Annotated in this window: 18 protein-coding genes; 12 read left to right on the forward strand and 6 right to left on the reverse strand. The window is 43.9% G+C overall.

The features are described 5' to 3' along the window. Positions 1-226: 226 nt before the first annotated feature. From IQ457_RS12280 to gspK, 8 genes are all read left to right on the forward strand, one after another. A complete protein-coding gene (locus IQ457_RS12280) occupies positions 227-1,102 on the forward strand; it encodes an SAM-dependent methyltransferase (RefSeq protein ID WP_200663605.1) in 876 nt (291 codons plus the stop codon). Between the two features lie 69 nt (positions 1,103-1,171). Further along, positions 1,172-2,959 (forward strand): GspE/PulE family protein, encoded by a 1,788-nt coding sequence (locus IQ457_RS12285; RefSeq protein ID WP_200663607.1) that lies wholly within the window; start codon positions 1,172-1,174, stop codon positions 2,957-2,959. Positions 2,960-3,152: 193 nt separating this feature from the next. Next, the gene (locus IQ457_RS12290; protein WP_200663609.1) at positions 3,153-3,941 is read left to right on the forward strand and encodes a TatD family hydrolase; all 789 of its coding nucleotides are present in this window, start codon (positions 3,153-3,155) and stop codon (positions 3,939-3,941) included. 231 nt (positions 3,942-4,172) lie between these two features. Further along, positions 4,173-4,856: a TetR/AcrR family transcriptional regulator gene (locus IQ457_RS12295; protein ID WP_068405549.1), complete on the forward strand. Its 684-nt coding sequence runs from the start codon at positions 4,173-4,175 to the stop codon at positions 4,854-4,856. A gap of 201 nt (positions 4,857-5,057) precedes the next feature. Further along, positions 5,058-5,765 carry a prepilin-type N-terminal cleavage/methylation domain-containing protein gene (locus IQ457_RS12300; RefSeq protein ID WP_200663611.1) on the forward strand — a complete coding sequence of 236 codons (708 nt, stop codon included), beginning with the start codon at positions 5,058-5,060 and terminating at the stop codon, positions 5,763-5,765. 3 nt (positions 5,766-5,768) lie between these two features. Continuing rightward, the gene (gene gspI, locus IQ457_RS12305; RefSeq protein ID WP_200663613.1) at positions 5,769-6,248 is read left to right on the forward strand and encodes a type II secretion system minor pseudopilin GspI; all 480 of its coding nucleotides are present in this window, start codon (positions 5,769-5,771) and stop codon (positions 6,246-6,248) included. Further along, complete coding sequence (locus tag IQ457_RS12310; RefSeq protein WP_200663614.1) at positions 6,245-7,177, forward strand: prepilin-type N-terminal cleavage/methylation domain-containing protein; 933 nt, start codon at positions 6,245-6,247, stop codon at positions 7,175-7,177. Before gspI ends, IQ457_RS12310 begins: the two co-directional genes overlap by 4 nt. 42 nt (positions 7,178-7,219) lie before the next feature. Next, a complete protein-coding gene (gspK, locus tag IQ457_RS12315) occupies positions 7,220-8,314 on the forward strand; it encodes a type II secretion system minor pseudopilin GspK (protein WP_242465441.1) in 1,095 nt (364 codons plus the stop codon). A 47-nt stretch (positions 8,315-8,361) separates the two neighbouring features. Here gspK and IQ457_RS12320 read toward each other — a convergent pair whose 3' ends face one another. The 3 genes from IQ457_RS12320 to ychF all read right to left on the reverse strand — a co-directional run bounded on the left by IQ457_RS12320 (position 8,362) and on the right by ychF (position 11,938). Continuing rightward, positions 8,362-9,042, reverse strand: coding sequence for a TetR family transcriptional regulator (locus tag IQ457_RS12320; protein ID WP_191692145.1), 681 nt, complete (start codon positions 9,040-9,042; stop codon positions 8,362-8,364). 161 nt (positions 9,043-9,203) lie between these two features. Continuing rightward, positions 9,204-10,676, reverse strand: coding sequence for a deoxyguanosinetriphosphate triphosphohydrolase (locus IQ457_RS12325; RefSeq protein WP_200663632.1), 1,473 nt, complete (start codon positions 10,674-10,676; stop codon positions 9,204-9,206). Positions 10,677-10,846: 170 nt separating this feature from the next. Beyond that, positions 10,847-11,938, reverse strand: coding sequence for a redox-regulated ATPase YchF (ychF, locus tag IQ457_RS12330; RefSeq protein WP_068405531.1), 1,092 nt, complete (start codon positions 11,936-11,938; stop codon positions 10,847-10,849). 359 nt (positions 11,939-12,297) lie between these two features. Between ychF and IQ457_RS12335 the strand changes: the two genes are divergently transcribed. Beyond that, positions 12,298-14,505, forward strand: coding sequence for an ATP-dependent helicase (locus IQ457_RS12335; RefSeq protein ID WP_207161749.1), 2,208 nt, complete (start codon positions 12,298-12,300; stop codon positions 14,503-14,505). Between the two features lie 47 nt (positions 14,506-14,552). On the opposite strand, the gene IQ457_RS12340 is transcribed toward IQ457_RS12335, so the two are convergent. After that, on the reverse strand, positions 14,553-15,479 hold the full coding sequence (locus IQ457_RS12340; protein WP_200663616.1) for an IS30 family transposase: 927 nt from the start codon (positions 15,477-15,479) through the stop codon (positions 14,553-14,555). A 314-nt stretch (positions 15,480-15,793) separates the two neighbouring features. Here IQ457_RS12340 and IQ457_RS12345 point away from each other — a divergent pair, with 314 nt between their 5' ends. From IQ457_RS12345 to IQ457_RS12355, 3 genes are all read left to right on the forward strand, one after another. Continuing rightward, on the forward strand, positions 15,794-17,041 hold the full coding sequence (locus IQ457_RS12345) for an NAD(P)/FAD-dependent oxidoreductase (RefSeq protein WP_200663618.1): 1,248 nt from the start codon (positions 15,794-15,796) through the stop codon (positions 17,039-17,041). A gap of 110 nt (positions 17,042-17,151) precedes the next feature. Beyond that, positions 17,152-17,490, forward strand: coding sequence for a RidA family protein (locus IQ457_RS12350; RefSeq protein WP_068405525.1), 339 nt, complete (start codon positions 17,152-17,154; stop codon positions 17,488-17,490). Positions 17,491-17,639: 149 nt separating this feature from the next. After that, positions 17,640-18,062, forward strand: a complete 423-nt coding sequence (locus IQ457_RS12355) for a tetratricopeptide repeat protein (protein ID WP_191692141.1) — start codon at positions 17,640-17,642, stop codon at positions 18,060-18,062. Between the two features lie 85 nt (positions 18,063-18,147). On the opposite strand, the gene IQ457_RS12360 is transcribed toward IQ457_RS12355, so the two are convergent. Beyond that, positions 18,148-19,293: a glycerate kinase gene (locus tag IQ457_RS12360; protein WP_068405519.1), complete on the reverse strand. Its 1,146-nt coding sequence runs from the start codon at positions 19,291-19,293 to the stop codon at positions 18,148-18,150. A gap of 82 nt (positions 19,294-19,375) precedes the next feature. Next, positions 19,376-20,674 (reverse strand): GntP family permease (locus IQ457_RS12365; protein ID WP_200663620.1); only part of this gene is annotated, 1,299 nt, incomplete at its 5' end.

Here is a 20,674-nt window from a genome sequence, read left to right on the forward strand (position 1 = left end):
CGGCGCTGCCGGTAAAAGTAAACTTTGCTGCTTGTACTTTTAGACGTGTGCGTTATGAATGCAAGCCATTCTCAATAAATTTCTCGCTCATCATAACAAACTTTAAAATAAAAATCCGCCTAGCTGCCTGTCTGTACCATGATAAAATGGAATATCGTTAGCGAGTAATTTTCTATCATTGCCGCATGCCATGTATTATCAGCTATTTACTTTTGGAACTTGATTTATGACTTGTCAGACTTCCGCCGCTATTAACTATCATATATCGCCCATTATCGGTTACCACCGTGCGCCGCTGTCACAAAAGTTTGGCGCACCGAGGCAGCCAAATTTGGTGGCTATGACTAGTGTGATTGAAATGCTCGCGCCGTATGACACGCCAGCGGCATTTGTCGGACTGGAGGATTTTAGTCATATTTGGATCAGTTGGGAGTTTCATCATAACTATTTATATAAAGACAAGTTAGATAAAGACAAGCATTCACTCAATAATAAGCAGCAAGACAAAAATGATAGTAATTTTCGCCCGCAAGTGCGTCCACCGCGTTTGGGTGGCAATCAAAAAATAGGCGTATTTGCCAGTCGCAGTATGTATCGACCATCCGCGCTTGGACTGTCTGTGGTAAAGCTTGAGCGCATTGAGATTGTCGAAGGACGGGTGTTACTTATTATCAGCGGGGCTGATATGATAGATGGGACGCCAATTATCGATATCAAGCCTTATGTGGCTTATAGTGATGCCTTGCCTGAAGCAAAAAGCGGTTTTGCGCCTTCGGCACCGCACTTGTTGGACGTGACGACTACCGAATCGGCTTATGAGCAGTTTGGGCAAATTATCGCCATTCAAAGTGCAGATAATGCAGCGGAAGCAAATGCGCAAAATAAGCACTCATCCGTTAAAGCAGTCATTGATAAAACTCAAAAGCAGTTAGTAATATCTGATTTTGATACTATCAAAGCCTTGATATCCCAAGACCCGCGCCCTGCTTATCGACGTACAGAGACAGAGTCGTCATTTGTTATGCGCTATAAATCGGTTGATGTCAGTTTTAAATTGCTAGAAACAGGTGAATTGCAGATAATGAATATTGTCACAGTATAATTAAAGTAAAAATCGCCGCTGCCAAATGCCTTAAATCTCATAAGAATAAACCTTTAAAAGAAGACAACCATGCCTGTTCAAAAATATTCGATAGTGATTGATTTGCGTTGGTGCCTAGATGAATTATTGGCAGATAGGGTGATTGATCAGCGCGGTTATAATCTTGTCATTACCAGTCGCCGTAACAAGGCGCAGCATCCGCTGATTACGATTAGCGAGTTTGGGCTGCCAAATGGTCACGCGCTTAATAATAATTCTGAGAATAAATTGACGCTAGCATGGCTTAATCAATGGTTGGCTGCCAAAGCAGATATGCCGCTGGTGCGTATTGATCCGTTAAAGGTCGATGTACCAGCAGTGACGCAGCTGATGTCGTTTGAGTATGCGCGTTCGCAGCATATTTTACCGATTGAAGTGACGCTTGATGAAGTGGTTATTGGTACTGACCAGCCATTTTATACCGATTGGCATGGCAATATCGAAAAGCTCATTAAATCAAAAAGCTATCGTACGGTCTTTATCAATCCTGAACAAATCAATCGCTATCGGCAAGAGTTTTATCAAGTCACGCAAGCGATTGCGGGCGCGAACTCCCTACATAAGCGTGCGGCAGCGGACGTCACCAACGTTGAAGCGTTGTTACAGCTCGGCGATAACACCAATCCCGATGCCAATGATCAACATATCGTCAAAGTGGTCGATTGGCTATTGCAATATGCCTTTGAGCAGCGCGCAAGCGACATTCATCTAGAGCCGCGCCGCGAAACGGGCAAGGTGCGCTTTCGTATCGATGGGGTGCTGCATAGTGTCTATGAGATGCCGCTTGCCATCATAGTGGCAGTCACTGCACGTATTAAAATTTTGGGACGGCTCAATGTGGCAGAAAAGCGTAAGCCGCAAGATGGACGCTTAAAAACGCGAACGCCAAAAGGCTTAGAGACTGAACTGCGTCTCTCTACCATGCCGACCGCTTTTGGCGAAAAGCTCGTGATGCGGGTATTTGACCCAGAAGTGCTGGTGCGCTCATTTGCCCAGCTTGGCCTGTCAGGTAAGCAGCTTGAGACGTGGCATGAGCTGACCGCGCATCCAAACGGCATTATTTTGGTTACTGGTCCGACAGGTTCGGGTAAAACCACCACTTTATATAGTACGCTCAAACAGCTCGCCACCGAGCAGGTCAATGTCTGTACCATTGAAGATCCGATTGAAATGATTGAGCCGGCTTTCAACCAAATGCAGGTCAATCCAGGGGTTGATTTGCATTTTGCCGACGGTATTCGTTCTTTGATGCGTCAAGACCCAGACATTATTATGGTCGGTGAGATTCGCGATGCCGAAACGGCCAATATGGCCGTGCAAGCGTCTTTGACGGGGCATTTAGTGCTATCAACGTTGCATACCAACGACGCACCAAGCTCTATTACTCGTCTGCATGATTTGGGTATTCAGCCGTTCTTAACCTCAGCAACGATATTGGGCGTCATGGCACAGCGATTATTACGGACGTTATGCCCGCATTGTAAGCAAGCGCTTGATGTGACGCCAGATAGCGAGATAGCCATTCAATGGCAAGAGCTGGTGCAGCCTTGGCGCGCGCCTGTACCAGCACAAGTTTATAAGGCGCAGGGCTGTGAGCACTGTCGCCATACGGGTTATCAAGGTCGCGTTGGTCTGTACGAGATTATGCCGTTATCCAATGAGCTAAAAAAACTGGTCGCCGCCGATGCCAATTTGGATACGTTGAAGCAGCAAGCGTACCGCGAAGGTGTGCAGCCGCTACGTTTATCGGGAGCAAAGCGTATTAGCGAAGGGTTAACAACCATAGAAGAGGTGATGCGTGTGGTGCCGCTGCATTAAAGGATGTCTCTAAAATACACCTCATTCAAAAAAACCATTCTTTAAAAAAATGCTCTGTTAAAAAGCCTTTGTATAGACGTTTGTTAAACACGACTTGAAAAGCCAGCTTATCAGAGCAATTAATACTATTACTATTACCAAATCCATATTTTAAGATAATTTTATTTATTGATTCTTATTAACGAGATTGTTTATGTTTACAGATACGCATTGCCATCTAAACCGTTTGGATTTAACCAAGTATGATGGTCAATTGTCCGGCGCGATTGCGGCGATGAAAGAGGCGAATGTCACCCGTGCGATGGCCATTATGTGTGATTTTGCTGAATACGATGAGATTGCCAATATCGTCAGCACTTATAATGACGAGACGCTAAATCTTGGTATGAGCGTCGGTATTCATCCTTGTGAAGATATCGGCGTATTGCAGTCAGCGACAGTTGAGCGCTTGATAGAAACGGCTGATGCTGAGCACGTGTGGGCGATAGGGGAGACGGGGCTGGACTATTACTGGTCGACGGAAAATAAAAAAGAGCAACAATCCAGCCTTGCGCGTCATATCTATGCCAGCCAACAGCTAAAGAAACCGCTTGTCGTGCATATGCGTGATGCCAAAGAAGATACGCTTGATATCCTAAAAGCAGAAGGCGCTGAACACGGTATTATCCATTGCTTTACCGAAGACTGGGAGACGGCAAAACGAGCGCTAGATTTAGGGTTTTATATTTCATTCTCAGGTATCGTCAGTTTTAAAAGTGCGCAAATGATTCAAGATGCCGCAAAAAATATGCCCAAAGACAGAATACTTATCGAAACCGATAGCCCGTATTTAGCACCCGTGCCTAAACGTGGCAGGCCTAATGAGCCGGCATACGTGCCATACGTGGCAAGCTATCTTGCCCAACTGTATGGCTGTAGTGGCGAGGAAGTCGGCGCGCTGACTGCAAAAAACTTTGAAAATTTACTGGCACAGTATCACTAAAATGGTTATGCTATGACCAATCAGTCATTTATAGACTTGTCTTGTAGTTCTGTGTTGAGTGTGTTTTGATGCTGAACTTAACCCTATGATTATCAATGACTATTTAGCAAACATAAGCATATTGCCTTTGATGGTATTGGCGTAGCCGTTACGAAATTTATAAGCGTGCTGCCAGTACACTGACAAAAGGGACGGTGGTATGCATGATATTGTCAGTTTTTAGGAGAAATTATGAGTCGTCAGCACCAGTTCAAGGCACGAGAAGAGAATATCTTAGCGATGGCAGAGCAATTGCTACTTGAGTCAGGCGATGGTGATATCACTTTGGACAGTTTGGCAGACCAGCTTGATTTGGCTAAAGGCACCTTATATAAGCATTTCTCTAGTAAAGATGAGCTTTACCTGCGTATTATTATCCGTTATGAAGAGCAGCTGTTTGAGATTAACCGTATTGATGATTGCCCGTCGGCTGGTGTTGCGCGGATGATTTTTCAGCAACTATTTAATCCGCAAAAAGCCATGCTCCTTAACCAAATCGAAGAGCGTTTAGCCGCATCGGTGACGGGTCTGAATCGCCTGTTCGGTGAGCTTTATGATATACGCCGTCAGCGCATGAAACGTTTGATTGATATTATCAGCGCGTATTTACAAGAGCAGCACAGTAGTCTAAGTACGCGTGATTATTTGTCCTCGATTTGGGCGATGGGTCAGGGCGGCGCAGGATTATTAAACTCAAGCTTTTATCAGCGCTATTTAGGACGCCGTGATACCTTGCGTTATGCTTTTGTGCAGCAAATGCTTGAGTTGCCAAGCCATTATCCAGCGGCCGATGATGAAGTCATGGATGAAGATATGCAAGAATTGGTAGAGCAAATCGATACTGAATCAGAAGAGCACCGTAATACCAATTACTAGCTTTCATTCTATTTTAAACGCAGTCAACTATTATTTTATAACAGTCCGTGTTGCTATCTTCTGTACGGCAACACGTTAAATTATCTTTTAACACGTGTACGAAGTCATAGTTTTTATAACTCGTCATGTCTTTCGTCGTTTGTATATTATTCAATATAGCGTTATTTTTAATAAGGTGACGCCATTCTAGATGACTTCTGTATGTCAAAACCGACTTCCTCGATATCTTCAATCACAGTTTCTAACCCACGCGGTCATATCGGACAAGTGGGCTTTACCCTTGTAGAAATAGTAGTGGTGGTAGTTATTCTATCTATCTTTGCTGGCATGATGAGCTTGTCGGTCGGTAGTAGTGAGTCACGCAAAAACCGCGCCTTTTATGAGCATTTAACAGATTCTCTGAGCTATGTACGGCTTTTATCGGCTGAGCGTATGCAGCCCATGGGTCTAAGCTTACAAGCCGATAAACAAGGTCAAATTGCGCCTGTCATTGTCACGCTATCAAACCCGTATATTGCTTATCAAACTCAGGCTGCCACTTCTTTTATTGGAGACAGTACACCTAAGAACGCCATGGAGTTGTCGGCAGATTTGACGAGCATTTCAAGTGCTGTTGCAGATAAAGTGCCCACACCAAGTTGGGAGATTGAGCCAGAAGTTAGTCTGCCTGCCTTGCCTACGGGTGTGAGCTTAAGCGTGCAAAGCCTAGATGCAGGTAAGCAAACAACCGCAGGCCAAACGCAAGCGCTGCAGCCGTGGTTTACCGAGCAAAATGTACCGCAAGTACTATGGTTTGGCACAGGTCAGGCCACACCGGTAACAATAGAGGTGCGTCATAATTCGCGTTTGGTGGGCGAGGCGATTACAATTATGCCCGATGGTAGTATCTCGGTAGGACAAGAGCTGTAGCTGATGATTAACAAAGATAAAGCCAAATCGACCTACACAAATCCAAAGCCTGTTATATCAAGGCATGAGCAAGGATTTACCCTAATTGAAGTCATGGTTGCTTTAGCAATTTTGGCCGTCGTTGCCGTTGCCGCGAGCCGTGCGAGTAGTGCGTATTTAAGCTCAGTTGATGTTTTACGTACTCGCACGCTAGCGCAGTTTGTCGCACAAAACGCGGCAGCGGACTTGCATATTCAAGATACGTGGCTGACGGCCAACAAAACACAAACCATCAATGCCCAAGGTCGTGATTGGCAAGTGACAATGACTGCCACCGATGCCATCACACCTGCATTAAAGCAAGTAAATATCGCTGTTGCGCCCATTATAGACGGACAAACACGCAGCGCAGTGACGGATATCAACGTGATGTTAAGTAATGCTGAGCAAGAGGTTGGTAGTTTGGATTTGAGCCAACTAGACCCTAATGGAGGCAATCCATGAAATCAAATCATGGATTTACTTTGCTTGAGCTGATGGTGGTGATGGCGATATTTGCCATGTTAGCAGTTGCAGGCTGGCAAGTATTTGATGGCGTTAACCGTGCGCGTGAACGGGCGCAATTTCATGCGGATAATTTAGCAGTTTTGCAATATGCATATTTGCAATTACAGCAAGATATGAACCAAATGATTCCTTATCAGGCAGTGGATACGCAGGGTGCTAATTCTTTAATTAATAATGTCTCAACGAATAATGCTGCAACCAACAATACCGCAAATAACAATGGGAGTAATAATAACGCCAGCAATAGCAATCAAGAAAACGCACCAGCGCCCGAACCTTTTATGACTCTAGACGGCGCACGTATCAGCTTTGTGCGTTTTGCGGACCCCGATCCACGTTATCAAAGCAGCGCGAGTGTGCAGCATATCGAATACATTTTTGCCGATGAGGGCTTAATTCGTCGTCAATATACCAGTCTTGGCAGTGACAGCATAAGCTTAGATAGTGTATTGCTTAAAGGCGTCACGGCTGGGCGCTGGCAAGCTTATTTACCTGAATTAAGCACCAAATTTCCCAATAAAGACAATCGTAATAACATCAGCAATAACGCACCATCAGGGCAGACGGCGAATTCAGCCAATAAAACGTCTGAGACTATACTGTTACCAAAAGGGGTTGCGCTTAACCTTACGTATCAAGATATGCCGATCACTTGGCAATGGGCACTGACGCCGCAGCCAATACCAAATGTCAGTACAAATACCAGTCATAAAAATACGCCTAACAATTCTAATGGCGATAGCAATAGTAATAACAACAATAACGGCAACAGTAATGGTGGCACCAATAACGATAATGCAGCCAATGGCAATGTAGAAAACAATAACTCAGGCAGCAATAATGACAATGCCGCATTTGGTCAATGATAGAGGCTATTTATGCCAACTAAGCCACAAATAAGGCCAACGATGCCTATAACCTCTATGAAAGCCGATTCGCAACGTGGCGTCGCGCTGCTGACTATTTTATTATTGGTGGTTAGTATTACTGTGGTTGCAGGGGCAATGCTTGCTAGCCAAAAGATTGCCATTCGGCGTAGCGGCTTATTGTTTGACCAAAACCAACTTTTACAAGATATTAATGCAGGTCAGCAATTGGCGGTTACCTTGATTCGTGCTGATGCCAAATTAAATGATACTGATAGCGAGCAGGATATTTGGGCGCAGCCAATACCGCCTTACACCCTAGGCGGACATAGTATCGACATCGAATTACGCGATGAGGGCAGTCGTTTTAATATTAATAATTTATATCATAATGGCGCTGTCGATACTGCTGCCTTGGCCGTCTTTCAAAGGCTGCTTACACAGCTAAATTTAGAGCCTGATACCGCCGTTGCGATACTTGATTATCAAGATGCCGACAGCGAGGTCTACCAAGATGGCGGTGATGAAAGTGTGGTTTATGCTCAGCAGTCCAATCGCGGCGCGGATACAGCTTTACCCAACCAAGCGTTGCTTAGTATCGATCAATTAGCAGAGGTAAAGGGCGTTGATGCGCAAGTATTGGCGACACTGCGTCCCTATATCACGGCGGTGCCATATTATTTACCCATTAATATTAATACCGCCAGTCCCGTTTTACTCGCCGCCTTGGTAGAAGGTGCGAGCAGCCAGCAAATGCAGAGTATCGTTGAGTTGCGAGCAAAACAAGCCTTCGGCTCTGTCGAAGATGTTTGGCAACTGCCTGTATTAAGTAGTGTAAAAGAAGAGGAGCGCAAAGCCTTGACGCCATTACTAGCGGTTGATAGCCAAGCCTTTATGGCATTTATTACCGCCTCTGATAATGCGACGGTTGGTCAAGCAAGACAACGCTTTGCGACCGTTATTATTAGCAAAACGGCCGCTGATGGCGACGCAGCAAATAGCAGCGATAATAATGGTAATAAAAACAGCAGTGATGCTAACAACGCTAATGGCAATGCTAATAACGCTGATAATAAAAAGCCCAAAGAGGTGCGTGTGCTAACGCAGCGACTTTGGGCGTTTAGGCCAATTTTCTAATGGTTATAGATAATTAGTAATAAATAGCATGCAAAAACTAAGTCTAATTAATCATTTAAACGGGTTTCTTCGGTAGATTTCCAGTTATAGGCACCATAAAACAGCATTTGTGCTTGGCGCGTGCAATTATGCAGCATCAGCTGTTTTTTCTTTTCAATCTCAGCCAAGTCGACCTCATCATCATGATCTTCGGTATAGGTTAGCTCGAGCCAGTCAATAATCCAAGAAAAAAACATATTGACCCCAGCTTCCGCCAACAGTCTACGATCATAAGTATTGATGTGGGTAAATGCCGGCTGTAGCGCTAAGTCTTCTGCTAGGTTTTGGCCGTGTTTTTTAATCAGCTCATTGATGGCTTTGCGTACCGCCTCTGAGCCGCCATAGCGTTCACTGACTAAGAACTGCCAGTAGCAAGGCTGCTCGCTGACCATATATAAAAACATTTGGATGCTTTTAGCGATTTGACGCTCAAAACTGCGTTTGCGCCCAATTTGCAAGTTTTCACTTAACGTTGCCATCGTACCGCCCAACTCTTCGATGACTAAGGCGCGACCAAGCGATTCCATGTCATCAAAATGGCGATAAAAGGCGGTCGGCACCACGCCAACCTCACGCGTGACTTGCCTGAGACTGATTGAGCTGAAAGACTGTCCTGTCATACACAAATCGAGCACCGCATTAAAAAAAGCGTGCCGTGTTTGAAGTTTCTTTTGTTCGCGACTACTCATAATATTTCAAAATTACCTGATAGATGTCTATCATACTCATTTCATTGCGAAAATACGAATAAAATAGAGGATTATCGTTAATGGTTTGCTTAAATTTTGGTTTGGCTCGGTTTTAAATTGTCTCTAAACTTCTTTTTAAACGAGCTGCTTAAACATGTTGTTTAAACAATGGTGCCCCAATGTCCTTGTAGCTCTTGTGCCAGTCGATAGGCTTCATGGTCATTCATACCGGTTATAAAGTCTAAAACATTAAGCATATTATCATAGGTATTATCTGCTAGAGTCCGGCGGTGTTCATCGAGATGCGGCTGGAGTAATTTTAGCAAACGCTGCTGCTCAAAGGATATTTGGCTTATCGGCGCATTGGTTTCATTTGCCTCATTTGTCTGTTTTATCCAGGCGAGTGGCATAAAAGCATCGAGCAGGCGCTGCAAGCATTGATTGGCCATCAGCTCCATGCATACCTTACTTGGGTGATTAAATATCTTTTCGCGTGCCAATTGCTTAGCTTGGTTAATGCCACTTTGTACGCTCGGCTCACAGTGCGCAAACAAGCTGCCTGGTAGCATCCCCGCCAACATAGTATCACTATTGGCTACAAAGGCATCGGTGACGGCATTGACCAAACGCATCATTGCACGTGCCCGCAGCGATGCCAGATGCTGTCTGACTGATACTTGAGTGGGTAGAATAAGCGTATCAGGGCGCTCGCCAATCAGCTCATAAAAAATCGCCGCAACCTCTGCATAGCTTAGCATATTCAAATTGATGCCATCCTCCAAATCTATCAGCGCATAGCAAATATCGTCTGCCGCTTCTAATAAATAGGCTAGCGGATGACGAGCAAAGCCATCGTGCTGCTTTGAATATGGCAAGCCTAACGTTTCTGCCAACTGCTCTAACTGCGCTGCCTCACTATAAAAGCAGCCAAATTTTTGCATGTTAGTGGTGTGATTGCCTTGGTAAATGCAGTTGTTTTGATCAATAGAGCTGTCTTGATAAACGGGATTGCTATGGGTCGCAAGCCAAGGGTACTTCATAAACGCGCCTAAAGTAGCGCAAGTTAATCGCATACCGCCTAAATCAGGGTGGTGCTCATTTCGGGTTAATATACGAAATCCTTGTGCATTGCCTTCATAAGCCAGTAAATCTAATTGCTCGTTATTATTCAGATTTTGCAAGATTTGCTTACGGTCAGGATGCATAAACCAGTCACGAATGGCGTACTCTCCGGCATGACCAAACGGTGGGTTGCCAATATCATGGGCAAGGCAAGCTGCTTGGACAATGACACCGACATCAGCGGGCGCGACACCGTTCGGTAAGCCGCCGCCCAACTTATCATGCAGCTTCTCTGCCGCCATGACACCTAAAGAGCGCCCAATACAAGAAACTTCTAGCGAATGTGTTAAGCGCGTATGAATACCAAGCTGGTTGGTTAACGGATGAACTTGGGTCTTTTGATTCAGCTGACGAAAGGAATGTGAAAATACCAGTCTGTCGTAATCTTTATGAAAGGAGGAGCGTGCGCTGTCCTCGGCAGGGGCTTTTTTATGACTGCCTAAACGCTGAGCACTAAATAGTTTTGCCCAATGGTCGCTAGAATTCGTGGTTTGATTAACAGAAACAGTCATCATTTATCGCCCGTTATTTTTATCATTTTATTTTATCGTTGTTGTTCGAGAAGTTAATTATTTTAACGTTATTCCCTTTATTATAATAAAAAAAGCCAGCGTTGAAGCTGGCTTTTGGTTGTTCTCTACTAAGACTATGTAAACACGCAATCCGCTTGTACTTGTAAATATTAAACGTTAAAGCGGAAATGCATCACATCGCCATCTTGTACGATATAGGTTTTGCCTTCTAAGCGTGATTTGCCAGCAGCAGCTGCGCCTTTTTCACCGCCATACTCGATAAAGTCATCATATGCAATGACTTCAGCGCGGATAAAACCCCGTTCAAAATCAGTATGAATCACCCCAGCGGCTTCAGGAGCGGTGGCACCAACAGCGACGGTCCAAGCGCGAACTTCTTTGACGCCTGCCGTAAAATACGTTTGCATATCAAGCAAATCATAACCGCCGCGAATCACTTGATCAAGACCAGCCTCTTCCATATCCATTTCAGCTAGGAAGTCTTTTTTGTCATCTTCATCAAGCTGAGCAATTTCAGATTCGATTTGATTGCATAGGGCAATGACAATAGAATCTTCGCCAGTGGCATAGTTGCGCACCGCATCTAGATATGGGTTATTTTCAAAGCCATCTTCGCTCACGTTGGCGATATACATGGTTGGCTTTAAGGTAATCAGACCATAACTTCTGATCAGTTTTTGCTCGTCCTTGTCTAGGTTAGCGCCGCGGGCGGCTTTACCTTCTGCTAATAATGGCTCGATTTTTTTGAACACATCAAGCATAGCCGTCGCGTCTTTATCGCCACCTTTGGCTTTTTTGCTTAAGTTGGTAATAGCGCGTTCAACGGCCTCTAAATCGGCCAATGCCAATTCGGTATTGATGGTTTCGATATCATCGATAGGGCTGACGCGGCCGTCAACGTGGACGACGTTGTCATCATCAAAGCAGCGTACCACGTGCGCAATCGCATCGGTCTCGCGGATATTGGCTAAAAACTGGTTGCCCATACCTTCACCTTTTGAGGCGCCAGCCACCAAACCTGCGATGTCGACAAATTCCATCGTTGTCGGCAATACGCGCTCGGGCTTGACGATATCAGCCAATTTTTTTAGGCGTGGGTCTGGCACAGGAACAATACCGGTATTGGGATCTTTGGTACAAAAAGGGAAGTTTTCAGCGGCGATACCCGCTTTGGTCAAGGCGTTAAACAGGGTGGATTTACCCACGTTTGGTAGACCGACGATGCCGCAATTAAAACCCATAACATGCTCTCAATATATTAATAAAATCAGGCAATAACAGACTTGGTATTTAGTCAGTATAAAGCTTGGTAAAATAGGAACTCAAAATTGGGCATATTGTAGCAAATTTCAGCCAAAATGGGTGAGGTTGTTGTGCTTGCTATTTTAATTTTTACGCTCAATCACAATACTTAGTAACCTGTTTAATACCGCGGTTTAATACCAACCTTTAATATCATCGTTTCATATGAGTGTTCGTTATCAACGACCCTCAGCGCCCTGTCTATTATGATAAGCTACTACCTATAAATGATAATGCATGCTGCTGCGCTGTCATCAATAGCCAGCACGATAAACCACACCAAAGGCAATTGTTAATAATGACCACCATTTTTGCTACCCACCATTATAATTATCCGCAAAATTTCGTTGACATGAAACCCAAGCTGACGCGGCTTGAGCAGGCGATTAAAAAGCTCGAGGCCAACTTGATAAATGCGGATGCTGAAATATTAGAGCAACGGCTTGCCAGTCATTTAGGGTTGCAAGTGGATTATGCCAGTGAGTTAAATCCTAATCAGTTATTGGCTGCTACCACAACTGAGGGCAAGGTGTTGGTTATCGCCGGTGCAGGCTCTGGTAAAACCAAAACCTTGACTTATAGAACCAGCTATTTGATAGAAAATGGCGTCGCGCCAAAAGAGATTTTGCTATTAACCTTTACCCGCAAGGCGGCCAATGAGATTAAAAGTCGCGCTAGAACTTTGTTGGCAAGCCGTCTAGATGATAGTCACATAAATGGCAAGGCGCTAAACGATATCACCAGCGGCACTTTTCACTCATTTTGCAATATGTTATTGCGCCAATATTCTGGGCCACTTGGTATCAATCCGCGCTTTACGATTTTAGATACCGGCGATAGTGAAGATGCGATTGATTTGATTAATAAAGAAAAAAAGTATCCGACCAAAATAACCAATCAGGCGTTTCCGCGCAAAAAAACCTTGCAAAATATATTTTCAACTTCTAGAAATCGGCGCATTCATATTCGCGACTTAATCGAAAGCAGTTATCCTGATATCGCCGTGCATATTCCAGTTATTGAGCAATTGGCGGTCGACTTTCATGAATATAAGCGCGCCAATCATTTATATGATTTTGATGACATCATCAGCCAAGTGGTGCGCCATCTAAAGCACAATGATACCTTTCGTCAGCTGCTACAACAGCACTATCGTTATGTCATGGTCGATGAATATCAAGACACCAATATTCCGCAAAAAGAGCTGATAGATTTGATTTGTGCGCCGGCGTCGGTATCGCTGATGGTCGTTGGTGATGACAACCAAAGCATCTATGCTTTTCGCGGTGCCAATTATGAAAATATCTTACTATTTGGCGAAAGCTACCCCGAAGCAAAACTGATTAAATTAGAGCAAAATTATCGCAGTACGCCAGCGGTGCTGGATTATATCAATGCTTTATCGGCGCAAATTACGTTGGGCTATCAAAAGCAATTGTACTCGGGCGCATCTATAGAAGGCATCAAGCCAATATTTCGCCGTTTAAGTGATGAAACAAAAGAGGCTAAATATATTGCAGATAAAATTATCGAATTAAAACCAGATTACGATTATGAGGACTTTGCTGTCTTGTGCCGCACATCTTTTCAATCCAACTACGTTCAGCTTGAATTTATGGAACGCAATATTCCCTTTATCGTCGTGGGCGGCATTCGCTTTATTGAGCGGCGTCATATCAAGGACGTTTTAGCCTTTGTCAAAATACTTTATAACCCAAATGATACCATTGCATGGCACCGTATTTTAACCTTGTTTAAAGGGGTAGGGGCAGTAACGGCGACGCGCTTAACCCAAGCGATTAATGCCGATAGCAATGTAAATAAAAATGTGAATAGCGATGTTAATAGTAACATTAACAACAACACTTTCGAGCCGCTATTAGCACCATCATTTGCAAAAAAAAGCCCACAGCTTAAATCATTGCATACGACTTTAACCAAAGCCAGTCAGGCAGAGTCAGTGGAAATAGTGATTGAGCGAATTTTAGCGTTTTATATTCCTGTATTAAAAACGATTGAAGAGAATTGGCGCGAGCGTAGTGAAGATTTTCGTGTGCTTAAAAACCTAGCAACAGAGTACGACAGCCTCGATAAATTCTTAGAAAATCTTGCCCTCGATCCGCCCAATGATTCAGTTGCTACCGCAGGCGAGCCTGAAAAAGACGAAAATAGTAATGATAAAGTTACCATTTCTACCATTCATAGTGCCAAAGGGCTTGAATGGCCAGTGGTATTTGTCAACTCTCTCGTCGATGGTATGACGCCGCACTATCGCTCGCTCAGTGATTTTGAAGAGTTAGAGGAGGAGCGTAAGCTGTTTTATGTTGCTTGTAGCCGTGCTAAGAGCAGATTATTTTTAACTGCGCCCGAGTATTTCTCAAGCTATTCGGGTTACTTTGATAAGCCGTCACGGTTCATCGCTGAGCTACCTGCCGATAAGTTGACGGTCGAGACTGGCAAGAAGCTTTTAGAAACACTAGCAAGTGAGGATCCAATTTGGTGGTGATTCATTCATGCTATTTTAATTCTTAGATTAACACACCAAGTGCAACGCTAATTAATATTATAGAACGCCTGCATAGGCGTCTTAAACCCTAATCGTTTTCTTGGTCTGTTGTTTAGTTTGTTCTCAATGTCCTGTATCTCATTATCAGTGACTTGTCTAAAGTCACTACCCTTAGGCAAGTACTCTCTGATAAGGCCATTGGTATTCTCGTTGGTTCCTCGCTGCCATGACGCATAAGCATCGGCAAAGAAGAAAGGGCTAAAGAGCTTTTGTTTCACCTTCTTATGCTGAGCAAACTCTTTACCATTGTCAGAGGTAATGGTCTTAACCTGCAACCTCACTGGCGCTAAGAGTTCTATCATTGCCTCTGATACTTGCTGTGCTGTTTTATGACCCACACGCTTCATCTTCAATAGCCCCGTTTTACGTTCAACGAGCGTGACAATCGCTTGCTTGTGATGCTGACCGATAACGGTATCCGCTTCCCAATCTCCAATACGTGAGCGTTCTTCAACAATACAAGGGCGTTCATGAATCGAGACTCTGTCATTGATACGGCCTCGAGTCTCAGCGGTTAGACGCTGCCGGTATGGTTTGGCTTTACGTCTGAGACACTGCCACATTGTACCGCCTTGCTTCTTATCACGCCAAATATAGCGATAAATGCTCATATGACTGATACCAGCATGAACGCCAGATATTTGCTCAGGACTCCAGTTCTCTTTAAGCTTGTCTGTCACCCATGGCCAGAGGTCAGCCACAATAGTTGTGGCGTTGTTAGCCCGTCTGTCACAAGCCTTGTTATTAGCATGCTTTGCTCGGTAACCTCGTAGGCTTTTATTACGCCTAAGCTCTCTTGATATGGTACTGGGACTTCTGTTTAACACCCTCGCTATGAAATTAATACTATGTTTTGCCCCTTTAAGGGCATAAATCTGGTATCGTTCACCTAGGCTTAGATGTGTATAGCTCATGGTTGCAATCTCACTTTGGTCGGTGGATAAAAACTTTGATGCTAGCGCATCTAGGTCTTTTTTTTACCTTGCATTTGGTATTGCACTTCATGTGTTAATCTAAGATTATCCAAAACATGTGTATTTTTTTAATAGTTTATTCATTATTCCTATCAGAAATAGCTTTCAATTAAACGCATAACCAAAAGTATTAAATAGCAAAAATATTTCTATGATAAGGGTTTAATCTGATACGCAATGCGTTACTATTACTCCCTTATTTGTTATTTCTCAACCTTGATATTCTGTATTAAAATCTTAAAAAAGGACGTGTTATGCGCTACGAAGTGATCGTTATAGGTGCAGGTATGGTCGGCACCTCAGCGGCTTGGCATTTACAAAAAAATAACGCCAAAGTTTTACTATTGGACAAAAAACTACCGGGCTCTGAGACTTCATATGGCAATGCTGGTTTGATTCAGCGCGAGGCGATTCATACTCATCCGTTTCCACGCCAGCTGACTGAAATGATACGCGTATTGCCAAATCAAGGCACTGATATTCGCTATCGAATCCCAGCGATTTTGCGCTATCATCAAGCGTTATTGCAGTATTGGAAATACTCGACGCCAGCTTCAATTAAAAAAATCGAAGCGGAGTGGCAGACACTGATTGAACATTGCACCAGTGAACACCAAACCATGATTGAAGCGTCTGGCGCTGAATATTTGATTAGCCGCAAAGGCTGGTTGCAGTTGCATCGCTCTGAAGAGACGTTTAAAACAGCTATTGATGCTGCAATCAAAGACCGTGATCAGGGCGTTGAGCACAATGTCTTGACGCTTGACGAATTAAAAGCGATGGAGCCGAGCGCCAATTTTGACGAGTTCGTTGGCGCGATTCATTGGCTAAACTCTTGGCAAGTGTCAAACCCGAGCTTATTGGTGAAATCATACGCAAAAAACTTTCAAGAAATGGGTGGTACCATCAAAGAAAGCGGTGTCAATGAAATCGTCCAAGAAGCAGATGGCTGGAAAATTATTACCGACAACGACACTTTTTATAGTGAAAAATTGGTCATTGCTGCTGGGCCTTGGTCTAACGATTTAATCAAACCGCTTGGTTATGATTTGCCGCTGTTCCCAATGCGTGGCTATCATCAGCATTTTAAAGTCACGGAAAAAAACACCATCAACCATAGTATGTTTGATATGGATAAGGGTTTTGTGATGGGTCCGATGCAGCAAGGTATCCGCATCACCACTGGTGCTGAGATGACCACCATGAATGCGCCAAAGAATTTTGGCCAATTAAATACCGTATTAAAACTTGCGCGCAAAATTCTGCCGCTAGAAAATGCCGTCGAGAGTGAAGCGTGGGCGGGCTCACGTCCTTGTATGCCGGATATGAAACCAGTCATTGGTCCTGCGCCGCAGCACGACAAATTATGGTTTGCCTTTGGTCATAGCCATCAGGGTTTTACCTTAGGACCCATGACTGGTCGTCTGGTAGAGGAGATGATTCATGACAAGCCATTATTGGTTGATATTAAACCCTTTAGCGCTGAGCGTTTTTCTCGCTAATTTTTGCTAAATAACGTTTAAGTAAAAATCGAGCCGTTTATATATTTGACAGTTCAGGTATTTAAGAGTACTGAAACATTAAGAACATTAAAAATTAAGGATAATAATTCATGCAAAAGCTGCATAGTAACCAACGTATGAGTCAGATTGTGATTCATAACCAAACCATTTATCTGTCCGGTCAAGTGGGTAATAGCGAAGAGGATATCAAAGCCCAAACCTTGACATGCTTAGAGAAAGTCGAAAAACTGCTGCAAGAAGTTGGTAGTGACAAATCAAAGCTGCTATCCGCAACCGTCTGGCTAAAAAGTATGTCAGACTTTGCCGCAATGAATGAGGTGTGGGATAAATGGTTTGAAGGCGTCCAGCCACCAGCGCGTGCATGCGGTGAATCAGCATTGGCTCGTCCTGAGTTATTGGTCGAGATTACCGTTATCGCTGCTGAATAATTGCTTATTTTACTTGTTTAGGTTGAAAGCCAGATAAAATAAAAGGGTGTGATTGCTATCACGCCCTTTTCTATGAGCTATTGTTATAAATTAGTCTATAATCAACATCATTCAACGCCTATAACGCGCAACCAACAGGGTAACCCATCATGATTAATACCAAAATATATAAATCCATCTATGTGTTAGCAGAAAAGCTGCTAGAAGCGGACAGTAAGAACGATCAAAAAACCTTTGATGCGCTATATGCGCAGCTAAAAGATTTGTGTAATGAAAATGAAAAAAGCGATAAAGACCATCCTGAACAGTGGGAAACCTTGGCTGACTTTACCGAGGATTTGGATGAAGCGCTGGTTATATATCAAAAAGCATTAGATAAAGCCGCAGCGATTAATTCAAAAGACCATTTAGCATCGATTGCTTTTTCGATGGCTGAGCTGCAAATCGAATTGGGCCAAACCGATGCTGCGATCAAAAGTCTACAAAACGCTAAAATCAGCGCCAATAAAATCGAAGATAAAGAGTTTAAAGTCGAAATAAATGAATTGTTGGCGAAGTTGTTGGCAGAGTAGCTTTGTTAAAGCTATTGGTTATTGAGAAAAGCATTTTTTATGATACAAAAAGCGAGCTTACCAATTAAGCATCTATAATATAGTTCTATAAATACTGTTTTAGGCGTTGACCCAATTTTATCGCTGCGGCAATATTAGTAGCGGTAATTTCAATATTGTTATAAGCGTTTTTAAAGACATTATCGAGGGAATCTAGCTTTTGGATACTGGGCACAATGATGTCAAACTGGCTAGTCTGAGCGGATTTTAGCCCATCAACACTGCCGCAAATAGCAATCACGGGGGTATGACTCAATTTAGCAATTTGGCTAATACCACCTGCCACTTTGCCCATAGCAGACTGAGCATCAAGCTTGCCTTCACCAGTGATGACCAAGTCTGCATCGGCGATATGCTGTGATAAATTGGCCACTTTTGCCACTGTATCAAAACCTGACTTTAACTCCGCTTGGCAAAAGCTCATTAACGCATAGCCCAGTCCACCTGCTGCACCGGCACCTGCTACCTCTTGATGGCCTTGATAGCCATGCTGCTCGCACACATTTACAAAATGCGTTAACGATTTATCTAGCTCATGGACTTGCTGCGGGCTAGCGCCTTTTTGAGGACCAAATATGGCACTGGCACCCAATTCACCACATAACGGATTGGTGACATCACAAGCCACTTCAAACACCGTGTTTAAGACGCTTGCATGAAAGCTGGTCGCATCCAATCGTTGCAAGTTAGCAAGTGCGCCGCCGCCTTGGGCTAAGATGTTGTCATTACTATCATGAAACGTCATACCAAGCGCCGTTAACATACCAAGTCCTGCATCATTGGTAGCACTGCCACCAAGACCAATGATAATCCGCTTGACGCCTTCATTTAGAGCATCCTCAATCAATTCGCCGACGCCATAGCTGCTAGCAATGACAGGATTACGCTCTGCTACCGTCAATAGATGTAAGCCACAAGCTTGAGCGACTTCAATGACCGCAGTTGCATCAGGGAGTAATAAATATTTTGCGTTAATTGGTCGCATTAAAGGGTCATGGACACGCACTTCTTTCCAGCGTCCACCTAACACATAAGACAACACTGCAGAAGTCCCTTCGCCGCCATCCGCCATCGGTAGCAGTTTATAGTCAGCGTCAGGAAACACTTGGCTGAAGCCAGATTGAATAGCGTGGCAGACATCCAGTGCTTCTACACTTTCTTTAAACGAGTCAGGGGCGATTAAAATTTTCATGACTTTCTCTTTAAATGTTTCTTTGAGTCTTTTTTAATTACTTAAATTTTAAAAATTGACTTTCAATAATTTACTTAAGGCGCTAGATAAATACCAAGGTCAATAGCCAAATAAAGATGATGCTGGTCACGCCTTGAATACCTGTCGCCATAGAATGGGCTTTGTAAGCCTGCGCCACACTCATACGACTAAACTGGCTAACAATCCAAAAGAAGCTGTCATTAGCATGCGAGACAGTCATCGCGCCTGCACCAATCGCCATCACACAAAATACGCGACCAAGCTCACTATCAAGACCTATTTGACCTAATAATGGAGCGACCATCGCCGAAGTAGTGACCAAAGCAACAGTGGTTGAACCTTGTGCTGTTTTGAGCGCCGCAGAAACGATAAATGGCATAAAAATACCAAGCCCTAGGGCAGATAACGTAGTACCCAAATAATCACCGATTGGCGTAACTTTTAGCATAGCGCCAAACGCGCCACCAGCACCAGTAATTAAAAGAATAGGCGCTGCGACTACCAAGCCTTGTGAGATGCTGTCACTAATCTGCTGTGTTTTTTGGTCAGTATTAATCAGTAAGAATGATAAAAACAAACCAATTAATAGGGCGGTTAATGGGTTGCCAATAAATATGAGAATATCGGTTAGTATGCCGCTACCAAATGGTGTGCTGGGTAAATTGGCAATAGACGATAAGCAAATCAATACAATGGGCACGATAATAGGTAAAAATGCCATAGTCGCTGATGGCAGTTTGCTGTAGTCGTCACGAGTCTTCATATTATCTGGTACGGCGACTGCGTCAAGGGCATCAATATTGTCAGGCGTGGCGTCAAGGAAGCGATTTGACCACAGCCAACCAGCAAGTACCGCAACGGTGGTGACGACAACACCGACCATGATGACCAAGCCCAAGTTTGACTCAAGACCCAAGTTGCCCGCTGCTGCAATTGGACCGGGTGTTGGCGGCACAAAGGTATGAGTGGCATATAAGCCAGTCGCTAATGCGACACTCATTGCCACGCTCGAAACTTTTAAACGCTCAGCCAAAGACTCTTTTAACGAGTTTAAAATAATATAGCCTGAGTCGCAGAACACGGGTACAGATACGACAGCACCAACGATAGACATGGTCAAAGTAGGGAAACGCGGTCCCAAAACTTTAATGACGGTTTCTGCCATCACGATGGCGGCACCCGTTTTCTCAAGGATTAGGCCAATAATGGTTCCAAACACAATCACCAACCCGATATATCCTAAGATACCGCCAAAGCCATCAGAGATAGTTTTTGCGACCGTATTAAGCGGTACTTGATAAAAAAGCGCGACCAGAAAGGCAGATAGTATTAATAACCCCACTCTCAACTTCGAAAGTGA

The sequence above is a fragment of the Psychrobacter sp. M9-54-1 genome (genome assembly GCF_016613355.1).
Taxonomy (GTDB): Bacteria; Pseudomonadota; Gammaproteobacteria; order Pseudomonadales; family Moraxellaceae; genus Psychrobacter; species Psychrobacter faecalis.

Coding starts and splice junctions, on each gene's coding strand:
- IQ457_RS12280 (WP_200663605.1), top strand. CDS start 227: ATGACTTGTCAGACTTCCGCCGCTATTAACTATCATATATCGCCCATT.
- IQ457_RS12285 (WP_200663607.1), top strand. CDS start 1,172: ATGCCTGTTCAAAAATATTCGATAGTGATTGATTTGCGTTGGTGCCTA.
- IQ457_RS12290 (WP_200663609.1), top strand. CDS start 3,153: ATGTTTACAGATACGCATTGCCATCTAAACCGTTTGGATTTAACCAAG.
- IQ457_RS12295 (WP_068405549.1), top strand. CDS start 4,173: ATGAGTCGTCAGCACCAGTTCAAGGCACGAGAAGAGAATATCTTAGCG.
- IQ457_RS12300 (WP_200663611.1), top strand. CDS start 5,058: ATGTCAAAACCGACTTCCTCGATATCTTCAATCACAGTTTCTAACCCA.
- gspI (WP_200663613.1), top strand. CDS start 5,769: ATGATTAACAAAGATAAAGCCAAATCGACCTACACAAATCCAAAGCCT.
- IQ457_RS12310 (WP_200663614.1), top strand. CDS start 6,245: ATGAAATCAAATCATGGATTTACTTTGCTTGAGCTGATGGTGGTGATG.
- gspK (WP_242465441.1), top strand. CDS start 7,220: ATGCCTATAACCTCTATGAAAGCCGATTCGCAACGTGGCGTCGCGCTG.
- IQ457_RS12320 (WP_191692145.1), bottom strand. CDS start 9,042: ATGAGTAGTCGCGAACAAAAGAAACTTCAAACACGGCACGCTTTTTTT.
- IQ457_RS12325 (WP_200663632.1), bottom strand. CDS start 10,676: ATGACTGTTTCTGTTAATCAAACCACGAATTCTAGCGACCATTGGGCA.
- ychF (WP_068405531.1), bottom strand. CDS start 11,938: ATGGGTTTTAATTGCGGCATCGTCGGTCTACCAAACGTGGGTAAATCC.
- IQ457_RS12335 (WP_207161749.1), top strand. CDS start 12,298: ATGACCACCATTTTTGCTACCCACCATTATAATTATCCGCAAAATTTC.
- IQ457_RS12340 (WP_200663616.1), bottom strand. CDS start 15,479: ATGAGCTATACACATCTAAGCCTAGGTGAACGATACCAGATTTATGCC.
- IQ457_RS12345 (WP_200663618.1), top strand. CDS start 15,794: ATGCGCTACGAAGTGATCGTTATAGGTGCAGGTATGGTCGGCACCTCA.
- IQ457_RS12350 (WP_068405525.1), top strand. CDS start 17,152: ATGCAAAAGCTGCATAGTAACCAACGTATGAGTCAGATTGTGATTCAT.
- IQ457_RS12355 (WP_191692141.1), top strand. CDS start 17,640: ATGATTAATACCAAAATATATAAATCCATCTATGTGTTAGCAGAAAAG.
- IQ457_RS12360 (WP_068405519.1), bottom strand. CDS start 19,293: ATGAAAATTTTAATCGCCCCTGACTCGTTTAAAGAAAGTGTAGAAGCA.